Genomic DNA, 14,541 nt, shown 5'->3' on the forward strand with positions numbered 1-14,541 from the left:
CCAATCGATAGTGGAACGGCTGAGTGGACTTGGGAGTTGGTATCAACGGCCTGTCCGGTGAAAGGTGATTTCGACGCGCCGGTTCTGCTGGGCCTTGACTTCGTCGAACTGGCCGTTGGTGAAGTTCGGAACGACCGGCTCGCGAGCGTCGCGGCCAGTCACGGCACCGAGCAGCTCACGCCGCAGGCCGAGGGTGAGCAGCCGATCCGCCACCGCACGGGCGCGGCGATCGGCCAAGTTTCGGTGGTTGTCACCGTCGCCGGTATCGGCGATGTGCCCGGTGATATCGACAGATTGGATATCGCAGCGGGATGTGACCTCCACGAACGGCCGGAGGGTATCGTCAGCGGTTGCTGGCAGTGTCGCGCTCTCCGGGGCGAAGTGCAGCACGGAATCCGACAGGTTCAGCCAGACCGGGCAACCGCCCTCGGTGATCACCTCGGGCACAGGCACGACAGGTACTGGCATGGTGGCCACGGGCGCCGCCGCGGTCGGCGCGTCATGGGCGACGACGCAACTCGCCGCCCCGGCCCGTTCGCAAATGCCGATCCACAACTGTTCGATCACGTTGCGGGCGAGGGGCGGCAAGCTCGGCTGCGACCCAGCTGCGATACCCAAGCCGTGAAAAGTCACGTGACGACCCGTCAAGCTGGGCAACTGCCCTTGCCGAGCGATGCTTTCGACGAGGCTGCCAGGGTTGGTGTTCCACCCGACAACACGAAAGTCCATCGGGGCCTCTGTGCTGATGCCGGACGACAAGATGTGAATGTCAGCATCCGGGATCTGCGCGGCTCGGTCGAGCAGTGATAGAACGTTCAGGCCAGGTTCGGACGAAGTGGCGTCGGCCAATGCGTCGCCAAGTCTGTCTATAGCTTCGCGGATTTGGTGGTCGGCATCGGCCGTGGCGTGTTGCACCTGACCGTTCGGGCGGAGCGGCGTGAGGTCGGTCGTGCTGGGCCCGCCGCTGATGTGGGTGATGATGCGAACGGTCGCGCCGCCCTGACGTCTGGACTGCTTGGCCACTTTGGTCAGTTCGTTTTGGAGCGAATCCGGCAGGGACGGGCGTGGTTCGGCACTGGTAGCGGTGGCGACGAGGGTGAGTGCAGACGGCGGCGCAGTCTCGGGGGGCGATCCGCAGCCGATCAGACCGAGTAGCGCGGCCAACACCATGAGGATCGCAGAACTGGTGTTCCGGCCAGCACGGGCGAGTTGGGCGATCCGCGTGGTTAGCGCGGGTGCCAGAGTTGCAGTGGGCGGGGCCATTCGAAGACTCCTTCAAGCGGGAACGATTGACGCTCTCCACCTTGGAGTAAAGAAGTGGGCTGAACTGGGCGGATGTTTGGTCGCGAAAGTGGGCGCGTATGGGCGCGATGACCCTGGCTCAAGATGCGGATTCAGGCAACCAGGCTGCTCACAGCTGAGGCATGATCTGGGGTGTGACTGATAGCCCGCAGCTGCCGTCTGTCGACGCAGTCCGCAAGGATCTGGTGATCGTGCGGAAGAAGGGGGTGCATGCGATCGGGCAGGTGGATGTTCGGGCCCTGCGCCGATGCGTCGCCGCAACCGGATTGGGTGAGCCAAAGGCGACGGCCAAAGACCTCGAAAATTTAGTAAGGTCTGGTATCGAAGGCATTGAGAATGACAATGAGAGGGATGCCCTCAACCTGCTATTCGGAGTTCGCGCTGAAGTTCGCGGAAAACTATTGGGCATTCGCCGCGAGAAGGCTGCGCGTGCGCTTCATATGACTTCCGAAGGATTCAGGAAGCATCGGGAGAGCTCATTAATATCGAAACTGGCCGCATCAGTATGCAAGCATTGCGCCGAGTTGCTCGATGATGCAACTGCAAGCAAGTCAGCAAATTTTGGCAACAAGCGCAATGGCAACGGCGATTCAAGTTGGCGGGTTCTTCATAGCTGGACACTCTGGCTGAGAACATTAAATAATCAATTTGATCATGTGCTCCATAGGCTAACAAAATCTCCAAAATGGATAGCGCTTGCCGCACTCCTGGGAGCGCTGGCCGCAATTTCGACTATCATTGTCGTATTTCGAAATGACAGCACGCCAACCCAAGGGGCGGCCACGCAAGTCACAACATCTCCCACACCTATGCAGACTAATGTGATTTACGTGGCAGGAACCAGGTTCATTAACTACCCGTTCCAGAAGACGTCCGAAGAAGTATATTGCGGAAACTCCCCCGCTTCCAATCGGTCCGACGCCTATCTGTGTTTAGTTCCTGGAACAGATGGAAGGACTCGCATGAAATTAGACCCATGTTTTGCAGTCGAACAGGGTGCGGTTGCCTGTCCAAGTTTGGGGCTTGAGAAGACATACTCGAAGTGGCATGCACCTGCGGTGAAAGCGCCTCAGATTCACCCTGTGCCAGCTGGGTATGTCACGACGCCTTATGAGGTAGTCCTGAGTGACGGCATGCCCTGCCTTTCAATCACCGGCCTCTTGAAATCATTGAGTGACAACTCGCAGGAAATGATATTCGCAGCAAATATTGAGACTCCGTCGAACCCGATTTATCGATGCAACTTGCCGCCATCGCCAGTCGTAGCAGTAAATTGGACTTTTGCAGAAGATGGCCTACTGGCGACAGCAAAATGGATTGAAGATCCGGCATACTATCAATCGCAAATAGGCGGCCTGTCAAAGGAAAACGGCACATTCTACGGCTTGTACTCGCCAGCGGAAGGTCAATCTTTTCAGCGTGTATCAATAGCAGCGGTAGTGAGCTAAAGATTGACATTAGATACAAAGTATGATACAATATAATAACCGTAGGCGCTTCGCTGGCAGCGTGTCGCTCGCGGTCGTCGGCATTCCCGTCGCGACTCTTGGCTGAAAGCCAAGCTTTTCGCCTCGGAGGCTACAATGGCGGCGATTCGCACCTTCTTTAATGAATTCGACCAGCGGCACGCTGATTGGCGCTACAGCTGGCTGGGAGTGTTCGTCCATGCCACTTACGAGCCTGCGCTAGTGATCGCGCTGTCTGCAGCCCTCGCGATGCTGTGGGCGGATATGTCACTCTTGGCCCGGATGGTGGTTCTCTTCGGAGCTTGCTGTGTATCGCTGAGCTTCATCAAGACGATCATCTGCTTCCGGTATCGGCTGAACGATCATGCTGAGAGGCTGGAGCTTGAGGAGGACTATGTGGCGGCAATGATCCAGCTTGAAGATCAACTGGCAGAAACATCAGGTGCCGATCGCAGCAAGATCGACCTCGGAGCTGATGTCGAATGAAGAGGCAGGGGCCGTGTTGCGATTCGCACTACGGCCCTTTTCATTTGCTCTAGCTGTAATCGCGAATTCCGCAACTGAGCTCCTCGGGTGTCAATCGCCATTATAGGTGCGGTGATAAATGGACGGCACCGCGCAGCTGTGTGGCTCGTCGTTCCGGATTGGCCGACAGGGTAGGCGCGAGCTTGTGTCATCTCCTCGGCCAGCAGACCTTGTTCAGATAATCCTTATGAATGCGCTATCAACCTACGGACTACTGCTGGTCCGCCAGGCTTCGTCAGCCTTAGCTATAGTTCGTCCAGTAGCTTCACGGCCACCTGTAGATGCACCCAGCAGTCATCTGGCCGATGCATCTGGTGACTCTCCCGTAGCTGCAGCGCCCGGCTCGCTGTCAGTTCCAGCAAATACACATCACACATCACTTCAGCCAACGGTCCATCTGCATGGACGTAGGTACGTCCGATCGGCTTCCGATCACGCTCGGGTGTCAACTGTGATCATCCTTCGGTTCACGGGTCATTCGCTCCGCAGCACTCGGCTGAAGCTCGGAAGGGAAGAGGTCTCCGGGAGGAGTTGTCCCGGTCGCACTTCGGTTAGTCCCACAGCGCAGCGCACGGCAAGGGCGGCAGATCGGCGCGGACGTCGTCATCCACGGTGATGATTAATTCCGGAAATCCCTGCGCCAGCTGGTCGGCGACGTTTTGAGCTTGCTCAGCGCCGGCGATGTAATCGAGGTTCAGGGCACCGAATTCGATGTGGATGTGGCGGAACCGGCGTAACGGACGAGGCGGTGGCATCCCATCTCGCACACCAGGTTGCCTGTGCCTTCTGCCTTCGAACGGATCGCTATCCGGGATGGCAGTCACGACCGGTCACCGCGGCTTACTCGTCGACAACACCATCCGCCCGCCCTCGACCAGCGCATCGAGGGCGGCAGCCTTGCGCGGGCAGCGGTTCGCCCGACAGGCCACATGGAACTGCATCACCGAATGCGCCTGTTCGATCGTGAACGGCACCACTGGCGGTTGGTGGGCTTCTTCCTGGGTCATGGCGATGAGTCGGTACATCGCAAGCGAATGCGTGGTGACCATTGGATCGAAACCTCCGGGCAAAATGGGCAAATGGGCGGTGGCACCCGGTACCGGGGGCTTTCGCCACCGGCCTGCCACTCTGGCGGCCAGTGCGCCGCGTGAGGGGGGTACGGCGTCGGCCCGGTACCGGGTACCGCTTTTGACCTTGGCGCACAGGCGGTTTCGGGCGGTACGGCGCGGTGGTGGGGTAGTGTGGGCGTAGCGTAGGTATTTGCCCAGGTCAGGCCCAAAAACATAGGCAAAGGCGATGGTACGAGCGCGACAGTGGACCGGCTTCGAAGCCGCCGCACTCCAAGAAGCTATGCGCAAGTCGATTCGTGAGTTCGCCGCTCTACTAGGAGTGGAGACGACCACGATTACGAACTGGCGCAGCGGGCTCAGCGCAGTCACGCCACGCTCTGGCACCCAAGCCATCCTGGATACGACCTACCAGCAGCGGGCGACCCCGGAGGACCGCGACCGCTTCGAGCAGATCGTGGCTGAGGGGGAGGTGCTGTGGCGGGAGCGGCACGATCGCGGTCGCCGTCCGGCCACCAGCGAGGCCGTTCGTGCGCCCTATGATGAGGAAGCAAGGCCCCCAGACCACCAGGTGGATGATGTGCGTCGCGCTGACTTTCTTCGCGGGCTGTTAGCCGTATCCGCCACGGCTGTGACCGACGATGTGGTGGCGGTGGCTACCCATCCGATCGACCGCGCTCCGGCCCGCGTGGGCATGGACCACGTCAACCGCGTCCGTGACTGGGCCTCCTTGTTCCGTGCGGCGGATGACGCGGGCCTGCACATCGGGGACGGCATGGTCGCGCAACTCCGGGTGGCAGTGGGCTACCTGCGGGCGGATATGTCGGAACCAGTGCGGCACGCCATGCATGCGGTGGTCGGGACGCTCTTCCGAGTCGTCGGTTGGGCGCAGTACGACCGCGGCAACCACGAGGCAGCCCGGACGAGTTTTCGCGCAGGATGGCATTGCGCCGAGCAAGCCGATGAGTGGTGGCTGCGCGCGGCAGTCCTGACATGCCTGGCCCGCCAAGACATCTACCTCGGAAATGCCGACAATGCGCTGACGTTGCTGGGACTGGCCTCGGTTCGATCCGACCGGCTGTCGCTGCTGCGCCGCGCCGACATTGCGGCGGTGCAGGCACGAGCGTTCGGCAAGCTCGGAAACGCGATCGAGTGTATGAGGGCGGTTGATCAGGCTGAGCAGTTCTTTGCCGAAGCCCAGAGCCAATACCATCCGGATACAGAACACGAGGGCTTCAGGACCTACTACACCGAGTCGCTGCTTCGGGGCGACACGGCGCAGGGACTGTTCGACCTGGCTTATCACCAGAAGGCCGAAGTACCAAGCACCACTGTTAGGCTCCGGACCGCGCTGAATCTGTCCGATGAACACGCCCGGTCGCGTCAGCTCAGCCTGATCCGGTTGGCCGCTCTTGAGTTGCGCCACGGGGATAGCGATGAAGGATTAGCGCTCGGATTTCAGGCGGTCGAAAGCGCCGGCGGCACCAGCTCGGCGCGCGTCCTCGATGGACTGAAGCTGATGTACCAGGCGGCCAGCGCGGACCGCTTGACATCTTCCGTTGGCGCCCAGCAACTGCGGCGCGGGATCACCGATCTGCTCCACGCCTCGTAATCTCAGGAACCTACCGACAGGAGTTGCAGTGATCATCGCTTTCTCAGTCACGCCGATGGGTACCGGCGAAAGTGTCGGCGAAGGAGTTGCCGAGGCTGTGCGTGTGATTCGAGCGAGCGGACTGCCGAACGAAACCAACGCCCTGTTCACCACGATCGAGGGGGAATGGGAGGAAGTCATGGCGGTGATCAAGCAGGCGATCGACGCGGTCATGGCTGTTGCACCTCGATGCAGCATCGTCCTCAAAGGTGACATCCGTCCGGGTGTCACCGATGCGATGACCGGCAAGGTGGCATCGGTCGAGCGGCACTTGGCGGCGAAACCGGGATCCTCCGAGGCGCAATCGAACGGCCGCTAAGAGAGCTGTTGCGAAAGCTAACTGCGACTGTCCGAAGTCTGCTAAAGAGTTGCTCCTGGGTCAACCCGCAGCTACGACGGGCCCCGCACGATTAAATGCGCGTTCTCAGACGGCTACACCCAAGGTCGCGGATAACGCGAGTCGTCAATCAGTAAGTGTCTACACGTTCTTTGGGTCGAGGGTGGGGCGGCGGGATATTAGCATGAAGAACTTCTTTGCTTTCGCGCGCGGGTGTTATTGATCAGGTGCTTCCTTGCCATCCGGGCATTGAAGGCGTCACTGATCAGGTTGCGCATGGTGGCGGTACCCGCCGGATAGGTGTTGTAGCGCGCGTACCCGATGTCGTTCCCGTTGGCATCCCGCTCGACGTTGTCGTTGACGCGAGCTGGCAGCTTGCCGCCGTTGACGGCGGCGCTGGGCAATTGGATCGCGAGGAGGCCATTCACCTTGCTGTACTTGCTATCCCGGAGCGACGAGTATACTTCCCAGTCCACGTAGCGACGCGCCCAGGTACACTTGCCGACGAGGACGATCGTGACCGTTGAATCGCCGAGGTAGTCCTGACGGATACGACTCATGATGTAGTCGGTGTCTTCGCTATCAATGAAGTCATCCTCGTCGGTGACGCCGATGGTCTTTGCAATGAACTCGGAGCCAAAGGCATCGAGGAACTCCGCAACTTCCTCGGAGTCTTCTGCGTGGTAGGAGATGAAGCACTTGTGCCGTGTGGGATCGACCTTGCGTGCTGCTGCCCGCTGGGCGACAGCCAGCAGTTGCCGCTGACTGTAATGACTCACCTGAAGCTCCTTGGTCTCATCGTAGTGTCGCTGACGGAGTGTAGACGGCAGGTCTGACATCTCTGAGGGATGATGGTGCAATGGCCACTGTCCCAACGGTTCCTGACTCATCCATGCCGCAGCTGTTCCAAGCTGCTGACGCCGCCTCACTTGATGGGCAACGCTCATACGTGGGAGGGATTCGGCGCAGGCTGCTATTTCTGATTGTCGCTGCAATCAGTGGAATCGTGACTTGGCGCGTGGGTGGTGGGCGACTCGATGTCCTCGGGCTCGTTGGGATGCTGGCATTCGTCGCGTCGATCTTGGAGGAGTCTTCCCTGTGGCGGCGCCGACCGGATAAGGCGTGGTATGACGGCCGCGCTGTCGCCGAGTCGGCGAAAACGCTTGCCTGGAAATACGCCGTCGGTGGCCTCCCGTTCCCTGTCAGCATGGTGGCTGACGAGGCGACGCGTGGGCTGGTGGCAAAACTAGGAGAACTCAACAATCAGTTTTCTGATCTTGAGCTTGAGCCGGTCGCTGCCCCCCAAGTCTCCGATTGGATGAAGGAACTGCGCGCTAAGCTATTAGATGAACGCAGAAAGATCTACATCGAAGCTCGGCTCCGTGCGCAGCAGAGCTGGTATGCTGCTAAAGCTAAATATAACAAGCGTCGCTCGAAACAGTGGCGTATTGCGCTATTCGTTTTGGAGTTCTCGGGAGCTGCAGCATCATTGTTCACCGCCGTGGTGCAAACCAGTCTTATGCTGGGCCCTGCCTTGGCGATGATCGCTGGCGCTGCGATCGCCTGGATTGAAACCAAGCAGCACGATTCCCTCGCTCGTGCTTATTCTGCAGCATGCACGGATTTATCCAATGCAGAAGCGAAGTTAGTAATTGTGGGTTCCGAAGATGCCTGGAGTAGAGAAGTCGATGATGCCGAGGAGGCAATAAGCCGTGAGCATGTAGTGTGGCTGGCGACCCGCCATCGTCTGTGACCGTAGCTACCCCACTTCGGGCCGGTCCACTACGCCGATTGCTTGCGTGAATCCACGACCTGGATAAGATCGCCATCGTAGTCGTACCAGTGCTCGATTACGGAGTCGTCATCGGTGTATTCGAATACCTTGCGTGCATACCCGTACGAGGTGTCGGGATCGCCGCTCTCGGTGATGATATTCTCCTCTGTTTGACGGCCATGCTCGTTATAGGTGAGCTCGCGCCCACTTCGGGCACCGTCGTACTTCATATACTTTTTCCACCTTCGGCCCGTCTGCGGATGATAGGTGTAGTACCAGACATCCTCTTCGACATGCCAGCCGCCTTTACCGTCGGGGGAGTACATGCGGTTTTCTACCACTCGCCCGCGATCGTCATAACCGAATTTCTTATAATTGATCAGATTGGCATTTTGGAATACGTCGACTCGGTCGACAACGCCCTTATCCCAATAGATACAGTAGGATGATCCTGTGGGTGCTACTTGGGTCAGCGCACCGATGCCCGTCGGTTGGCCAAGTGAAGAAATCTCAAGCGACTTGTACCAGCGGCTTCCACTGAAGTCGTCAGAGTGCAGTCGTACTTTTCGGGAAATTTTACGCACATTTTCACTGTATCGATTCCTGCGCGTAAAATCAAGATAATGCCGACCGTCTAGGCGGGCGGGCAGTTTATCGGCAACCGGCTGTACCAGAATTGGAAGAATGAATGACTCTCGTTGGTCTCGCGTCATGACCGTAAAGGCGGATTCAAACTCCACTTGTCGAACATAATAGGATGCGAGCGCGGCCGGCGAGATGGCGATGCAAAAGTAGCGACTCTTCTCGATTGCTTCTTCGATCTTGAGACTGACTAGGTCGCCAACTTCCAGCTCGATTGTATCGAGCCAAACATCGACATGATAGCTTTTAAGATCTTCTACCAAGCGATTTATGAAGCGGCTGTTCTTGCGTGAGTAGGCAATAAAGAGATCGTGCTGCACAGTCATCCCTCCCGGCCCGGGGCCTCTCGGTAGCGCATTGCATCTTCGTCGAGCGTAGCCGATGCCGGGATGCTGAGGTGTGCCATCGTGGATTGTTGAACGCACTGCGGAACCCCGCTCCAGATATGACGAAGCCTTGTGTTCGCATCGCGTGTGCAACTTGCTCGGGCCTTATCGAGTCAGCGGACGATGAACGTTTCGTTCCGAGTACTTGGCGAGATGTTCCTTGCTGCAGGGGTTGGCTGCCCAGAGAGCGGCGGCATTCGGGCCGTGGGCGCACTGATCCGTCGGCTTCGCAGCAGCGGGTCGGCCAGGCTGCTGAACGGGTGGGGTGCAGTTGCCTGCCCGGCTTGAACATCATGATCCATCAGCCTGTGCGCTGGCTGTGGGCATCGGGCTCGGATTGATCACTGGCCATGCGCCTCCTGGTAGGCCGCAACAAGAGTGGTCGCAATACGTCCCCGGTCGGACACCCGATATCCCCGGCTGCGGGCCCATGCGCGGATAGCTCTGCTTTGTGGACCCCTGACATCCTGCGGCCCATTACGATCGGCTGTCTGTGTTGATCGGCCTACCTCACGTGCATGCGTTGTCCACTCTCCGAACGCGTTTCGTAGCTGCTCGGCTTGGACGGCGGTCACCGTGATCTTGTAACCGACCCCATCGAGAGAAAACCCGATGGTCTCCATTATCGGCAATTTGTTGTCGCTGTCGCCGTTGCCTACAAGCGCTCGCGCCCAACGCCTTCGCCCCAGCGCTTCCTGCCGCACTCGGATGGGTTCGTATAAGGACAAGCACGGCTCTGCAGTAGGGTGGCCCAGCGGCGATGACGCCGTGGGAAGCGTACTGGCACCGACGACGCCTGTTTGCCGTTCAGCACGACCGTCCTGCCCCTGCCCGCGGACCCCCCGTAGTCCCGCCTGATACAGCGTGCGGTCGCGCAGCATCGCCCATAGCACGTCGACCCGACGGCGCGCGAGGGCGAGCACCGCCTGGACGTGAGTCTTGCCTTCGGAACGTTTACGCTGGTAGAACGCTTCTGATACTGGATCGCACATCCGGGCCGCCTGCGCTGAGAGATAGCAGGCGCGCAGCAGACGACGGTTGTAGATACGAGGGCGTCGGTGGTTGCCACGGACCTGCCCCGAGTCGCGCGGTACAGGAGCGAGGCCGCAGAGTCCTGCTAGCTTGCCTGGGTTGGGGAATGCTCTGACGTCACCGCCGATCGCCGTGACGAAATCGGCCGTCAGTAAAACGCCGAAGCCGGGCATGCTCAGGATGATCGCGGCGTCACGGTGACGACGGACACGGGCCTCGATCTGTGCGTCAATGTGGGCGAGTTCGGTGTCCCGGTCGAGGCTGGCTTGAGCGAGTCGTGATACGAGGCTGGCCGCGAGTGCCTCCCCGGGAAGAGCGATTTGTTGAGCGTCAGCGGCCTCGACGGCGGTTGCCGCTATTTTCCCTGCGCTGCGGATTTTGAGGCTCTTCAACCACGCCGCCAGTTCGTCGACGCCGGCCGCTCGGATCGCCTGCGGCGTCTGAAACCTGGTCAGCAGGATGCAGGCGCCCTTACTGTGGGCGAAGTCGAACGCAGCTTCCAGGGCGGGAAAGCATTCCATAAGCAGCGCCCGCATTCTGCTGATGTTCCGGATCCGGTCTTCTGACAAGCTGGCGCGTTCAGCGGTGAGCAGGCGCAACTCCGCCGTAGCCTCATCAACATGGTGGATCGGCCGCAGGTCCCGTCGCGTGCGTGCCTGCTGGGCGATGACCGCTGCATCCTTAGCATCGGTCTTCCGCTCGCCCGATTGAGACTTGGCCGCGTGATGAAAAATGTGTCCCGGGATGAAGACGACCCGCTGGCTTCGGTGCATGAGCGAGGCAACGAGCAGGGCAGCGCAGCCTCGGCTGAGGTCGGTCGCCCAAGTGACCTCGGCACCCTCAACGAGGGTTTGCACCGAGGTGATCAGCGAGTCCAATGCTGCGTGGTCATTCGGCACTCGCTGTGAGAACAATTCGACGCCTTCATGATCAACGACGATGCAGTGGTGTGCTGCCTTTCCTACGTCGATGCCTGCCCAGATCTTCTGCTGCACAGTCATACTTCCGTTCAACGGTCCTTCATCGGGTCCTGAACGACTCGCCGGCACTCTCGAAGAAGCGCTCGAAGCGCAGACCTTCACAAGCGGTCGAGTCGTGCCTTTCATTCGGGCGTCGCGTCGGCCTTCTTGCATAAGCCTTCGGACAGGATCGGAGGTGTGCCAGCCATGTACGACGTCCAGAGGTGTATTCGGAGCCAACGGCGCCATGGCGGTGCGATGAGTCAAGGCTCATCGGATTCAGCACAAGTGAATGAAACATGTTGCAGCAGCGCCGATTCGCTATGCGGACGCGCAATAGGCGTGCTTGCGAGCGCAAAGAGGCTCACGGTACGGTGCACCGAGGCAGCCAACAGGAAGCCAGGTGCCGGGTTCTGATTCACCTGACGCCACCAGTGCGCCGAGGCCGTGAGGGGAGCCAGATGACACGCTGCGGCGAAACAGTGAGCATTTCAGGCTTGGCGATCGTTGCGGCTGTGGCGCTCGTCGGATGTGGATCCTCGAGTAGTGGGGGTCACGCGTCTTCGGACAGTCCTTCGCCTATAGCAGTGCCATCCCTTGCAGCTGGTGCGCCCCAGGGGTACGACCCTTGTAAGGACATCCCGGCCGACGTCCTGTCATCGGAGAACCTCACGCTCAGAGGACAAGCGGATGCGGAGGCAGCAGGCGGCGTCAAGTGGCGCGGCTGCCGGTACGGCCGATCCAACGGCTACGTGGTGAGCATCCGCACGACCAATTTGACCGTCGAGGTTGTGCGTGCCAAGCAGCTCCCGGAGGCACAGGAATTCACCATTGCCGGCCGCCGGGCGATCTCCACCCGGCAGTTCGACGGCCCTTACATCAAGGAGGCCTGCACGGTGGACGTGTCGATGCAGGGCGGCAGCCTGGAGTTCAACCTCAATAACCCAGCCTCGAACCGTGACACGGGCAGCGTTGATTCATGTGAGCTTGCCCGGATGCTCGCGGAGAAAGTGGTGCCGACCGTGCCCGCGACGGCGTGAGCGGGTTGGTGGCCAAGACGCACTGATAGAGAGGCTGGATTCATTGAGCGGGGACGACAACCTACCTCGGCCGTTGGCGAACTTGGTGAGTGACGCACGCGAGGGCCGGCTGCTGGTGCGGATGGATCCGGAGCAGTTCGTCTATGTTGATCGTGACTGCGAGTTCTTCAAGGCCAGGATTCGCGATATCCAGCAGATGATGACCGACATCGCGCAGCAGCAGACTTGGGGCCTCGGCGAGCACTACCGAAGCAAGAGCGGCAATGAGCTGGTGTCTGGAACGACCATGGTCAAGCGGTACCGGGAGAAGGCCAAAGGCTCCCAGAACAGCGTGTATGCGGTGATGGAGTCCCACTACCGGGTGGTTGAGGACATCCAGGATCTGTTCCGTGCTATCCGTGAGCGCTACAGCGAGCAGGACGCCGAGTGGGGTGCGCGCTACCGCGAGCTCGAGGCCACGTTGCCGCAGCAAGCCCCGGCGCCGCAGCGCATCTTCTCAGTGCCCTTCGCGAAGGAGTGACGGTCGTCCATGCAGGAAAACGAACCGAAGCAGATCCCGGGGAACGGCGAGTACACCGGCGCTTGGTCGCACCACGAGATCAAGGACGCATTCGAGTCACTCAACACCCACAACGCCTACAACGCGGCCGTGCAGTACTCCAACGCCGCGACGATGTGGGACCAAGGCGTCGAAACCTTCGCCCGATCGGTGATCAGCTCGATCTCGCAGGCATGGGAAGGGTCGGCGGCTGATGCTGCTAAGGACGCGATCAAGCGGTACACCGACGCTGCGCGGACACTCGAGCCGATGCTGACGCAGCTGTCGAACAAGATCACTGAATCGGCGGCGGCCATCGTCGATACCCGCAATGCGATCCCCGGCTACGCCGATCACTCGTGGACTGCGAATGTCTGGCCGCCTCGTGCTGCCGAGGAAGAGCGCTCCCGCAACGAGGCTGAACAGAGTGCCCGCGACGCCATGCACAACATCTACGTCACGCGTTTCGCTGACTACGACGCGCAGGTGCCCGTCTTGCCGTCCGGGGTCAATCCGACACAACAGTCCGACACCCCGACGTTCAACCCCGGAACCAGTCCGACTGTAGACAACAGCTTCAGCCCGTCGTCCCCTGGACGCCCCGGCTCGCCGGACGGTCCTGGCTCGCCCAATGCGCCAACGGATCAGGCACAGGAGGCGCCCACGACGGACGAATTGATGCAGCAGCCGAATTCTGATTCGCCGGTGACCAAGTCGACCGGCTACGACCCGACGGCGACCGACACCGGCACACCCACTTCTCCGGCTACCACGCCAGCCAGCACTGTGCCGACCAGCACGCTCTCCCCGAGCACGCCCCACACGCCGAATTCTCTTGTTCCGGGCGGCCCTGAAAGTCGTGCGCCCCTCCCCGGAAGCAGCGTGCCGGGTACGTTGAACCCAAGCGTCAACGCGTCCGCGGCCAGCCCATTGGCGAGCAGTCGCGCAGGCATCGGCACGCCGGGAATGGTGCCTGGGATGGGCGGCGCTGGTCGTGGCAAGTCCGAGGAAGAGTCCACCCACAAGACTCCGGACTACCTGATCAACAAGGAGAACTCCGCTGAGCTGATCGGCGAGCTGCCGCGGACCATACCGGCGGGAGTTATCGGCCGGGACCCGCAGTACGTCGGTCTCTCGACGGACGACGACGAGGGTACAGAGGCCAGCCCAACGACCGAGTCCACGGAAATCTGAACGCTGGCAGACGCGCAAACGCGTGAGGATGTGCCGTCGCCGCAACGGCTTGCAGCGCGATGGGTGGCTGACATGAACGAATGGACGTTGTATGGATGAATGGACTTGGGATCCGGATGATTTCGCTGCTCTTTGGTACAGCGACGCCAACGATCGCTTTCCCAATCCATTGCACTACCGGAGCCGCTTCGCGCTTCGCGACGAGTTCGCGGCGCACCGCGTGGGCGTGCGCGAGCGCTACTCCTCGGACGAGATGGAGCGGATCCAGCTTGCTCTCGACACTCTGACGACCTCGGACCTGCGGATCGAAATTCTTGGCGGCACTATCAAGCACAAGGGCCGCGACGGCAGCGTGCGGATGTACCGGATCGTGGGTGCGCGGACCAAGCACCAGGCCGTATCGCTCTACCAGACCGCCAACGTCGAACAGGACGGACCAATCCGACTGCGCCTGTTCAATCCCGACGATCTCCCGGCGCATCTGGCGAAGTCGATCCCTGCTCGTGAAGCTGGTCAGCATAAACCCGCGACGTTGATGGCGCTAAGTGAAAGTGGCCAGTCTCGCTAGCTGAAGTGGGCCAGCTGGCATCCCGTTTCCGGCGTGTTGTCGCGTCGGTTGTTGTGGCCT

15 protein-coding genes and 1 pseudogene are annotated in these 14,541 nt (G+C 60.4%); 9 read left to right on the forward strand and 7 right to left on the reverse strand.

The window, feature by feature from the left end; genetic code table 11:
- Positions 1 to 42: 42 nt before the first annotated feature.
- Positions 43 to 1,263, reverse strand: a complete 1,221-nt coding sequence (locus AB0L97_RS20505; protein ID WP_364431738.1) for an OmpA family protein — start codon at positions 1,261 to 1,263, stop codon at positions 43 to 45.
- 173 nt (positions 1,264 to 1,436) lie between these two features.
- Here AB0L97_RS20505 and AB0L97_RS20510 point away from each other — a divergent pair, with 173 nt between their 5' ends.
- Both AB0L97_RS20510 and AB0L97_RS20515 read left to right on the forward strand, forming a co-directional pair.
- Positions 1,437 to 2,750: a hypothetical protein gene (locus tag AB0L97_RS20510; RefSeq protein WP_364431741.1), complete on the forward strand. Its 1,314-nt coding sequence runs from the start codon at positions 1,437 to 1,439 to the stop codon at positions 2,748 to 2,750.
- A gap of 135 nt (positions 2,751 to 2,885) precedes the next feature.
- A complete protein-coding gene (locus tag AB0L97_RS20515; RefSeq protein WP_364431744.1) occupies positions 2,886 to 3,254 on the forward strand; it encodes a hypothetical protein in 369 nt (122 codons plus the stop codon).
- 590 nt (positions 3,255 to 3,844) lie between these two features.
- Here AB0L97_RS20515 and AB0L97_RS20520 read toward each other — a convergent pair.
- The gene (locus AB0L97_RS20520) at positions 3,845 to 4,117 is read right to left on the reverse strand and encodes a hypothetical protein (protein WP_364431747.1); all 273 of its coding nucleotides are present in this window, start codon (positions 4,115 to 4,117) and stop codon (positions 3,845 to 3,847) included.
- Between the two features lie 6 nt (positions 4,118 to 4,123).
- Positions 4,124 to 4,342, reverse strand: a complete 219-nt coding sequence (locus AB0L97_RS20525) for a hypothetical protein (RefSeq protein WP_364431750.1) — start codon at positions 4,340 to 4,342, stop codon at positions 4,124 to 4,126.
- 301 nt (positions 4,343 to 4,643) lie between these two features.
- Here AB0L97_RS20525 and AB0L97_RS20530 point away from each other — a divergent pair, with 301 nt between their 5' ends.
- Both AB0L97_RS20530 and AB0L97_RS20535 read left to right on the forward strand, forming a co-directional pair.
- Positions 4,644 to 5,972 carry a hypothetical protein gene (locus tag AB0L97_RS20530; RefSeq protein WP_364431753.1) on the forward strand — a complete coding sequence of 443 codons (1,329 nt, stop codon included), beginning with the start codon at positions 4,644 to 4,646 and terminating at the stop codon, positions 5,970 to 5,972.
- A gap of 28 nt (positions 5,973 to 6,000) precedes the next feature.
- Complete coding sequence (locus tag AB0L97_RS20535) at positions 6,001 to 6,330, forward strand: MTH1187 family thiamine-binding protein (protein ID WP_364431756.1); 330 nt, start codon at positions 6,001 to 6,003, stop codon at positions 6,328 to 6,330.
- 197 nt (positions 6,331 to 6,527) lie between these two features.
- Here AB0L97_RS20535 and AB0L97_RS20540 read toward each other — a convergent pair whose 3' ends face one another.
- Complete coding sequence (locus AB0L97_RS20540; RefSeq protein WP_364431759.1) at positions 6,528 to 7,127, reverse strand: TIR domain-containing protein; 600 nt, start codon at positions 7,125 to 7,127, stop codon at positions 6,528 to 6,530.
- 80 nt (positions 7,128 to 7,207) lie between these two features.
- On the opposite strand from AB0L97_RS20540, the gene AB0L97_RS20545 reads away from it, so the two are divergent.
- Positions 7,208 to 8,101: a DUF4231 domain-containing protein gene (locus AB0L97_RS20545; protein ID WP_364431761.1), complete on the forward strand. Its 894-nt coding sequence runs from the start codon at positions 7,208 to 7,210 to the stop codon at positions 8,099 to 8,101.
- A gap of 29 nt (positions 8,102 to 8,130) precedes the next feature.
- Here AB0L97_RS20545 and AB0L97_RS20550 read toward each other — a convergent pair whose 3' ends face one another.
- The 3 genes and pseudogenes from AB0L97_RS20550 to AB0L97_RS20560 all read right to left on the reverse strand — a co-directional run.
- Entirely contained in the window at positions 8,131 to 9,090 is a 960-nt protein-coding gene (locus AB0L97_RS20550) for a toll/interleukin-1 receptor domain-containing protein (RefSeq protein ID WP_364431763.1), read from the reverse strand.
- 401 nt (positions 9,091 to 9,491) lie between these two features.
- Positions 9,492 to 10,031, reverse strand: coding sequence for an Lsr2 family protein (locus AB0L97_RS20555; protein WP_364431787.1), 540 nt, complete (start codon positions 10,029 to 10,031; stop codon positions 9,492 to 9,494).
- Positions 10,008 to 11,177, reverse strand: a pseudogene (locus tag AB0L97_RS20560) (IS110 family transposase); the annotation flags it as partial. The gene AB0L97_RS20555 and the pseudogene AB0L97_RS20560, both read right to left, overlap by 24 nt.
- Positions 11,178 to 11,602: 425 nt before the next feature.
- Here AB0L97_RS20560 and AB0L97_RS20565 point away from each other — a divergent pair.
- The 4 genes from AB0L97_RS20565 (at position 11,603) to AB0L97_RS20580 (ending at position 14,481) form a co-directional block, all read left to right on the forward strand.
- Positions 11,603 to 12,181, forward strand: a complete 579-nt coding sequence (locus AB0L97_RS20565) for a DUF3558 domain-containing protein (RefSeq protein WP_364431765.1) — start codon at positions 11,603 to 11,605, stop codon at positions 12,179 to 12,181.
- Between the two features lie 85 nt (positions 12,182 to 12,266).
- Positions 12,267 to 12,701, forward strand: a complete 435-nt coding sequence (locus tag AB0L97_RS20570) for a hypothetical protein (protein ID WP_364431768.1) — start codon at positions 12,267 to 12,269, stop codon at positions 12,699 to 12,701.
- Positions 12,702 to 12,710: 9 nt separating this feature from the next.
- On the forward strand, positions 12,711 to 13,913 hold the full coding sequence (locus AB0L97_RS20575; RefSeq protein WP_364431771.1) for a WXG100 family type VII secretion target: 1,203 nt from the start codon (positions 12,711 to 12,713) through the stop codon (positions 13,911 to 13,913).
- 91 nt (positions 13,914 to 14,004) lie between these two features.
- A complete protein-coding gene (locus AB0L97_RS20580; RefSeq protein WP_364431774.1) occupies positions 14,005 to 14,481 on the forward strand; it encodes an ESX secretion-associated protein EspG in 477 nt (158 codons plus the stop codon).
- Positions 14,482 to 14,541: the final 60 nt, after the last annotated feature.

It is taken from the genome of Nocardia sp. NPDC051911, from assembly GCF_040681035.1.
Classification (GTDB): domain Bacteria; phylum Actinomycetota; class Actinomycetes; order Mycobacteriales; family Mycobacteriaceae; genus Nocardia; species Nocardia sichangensis.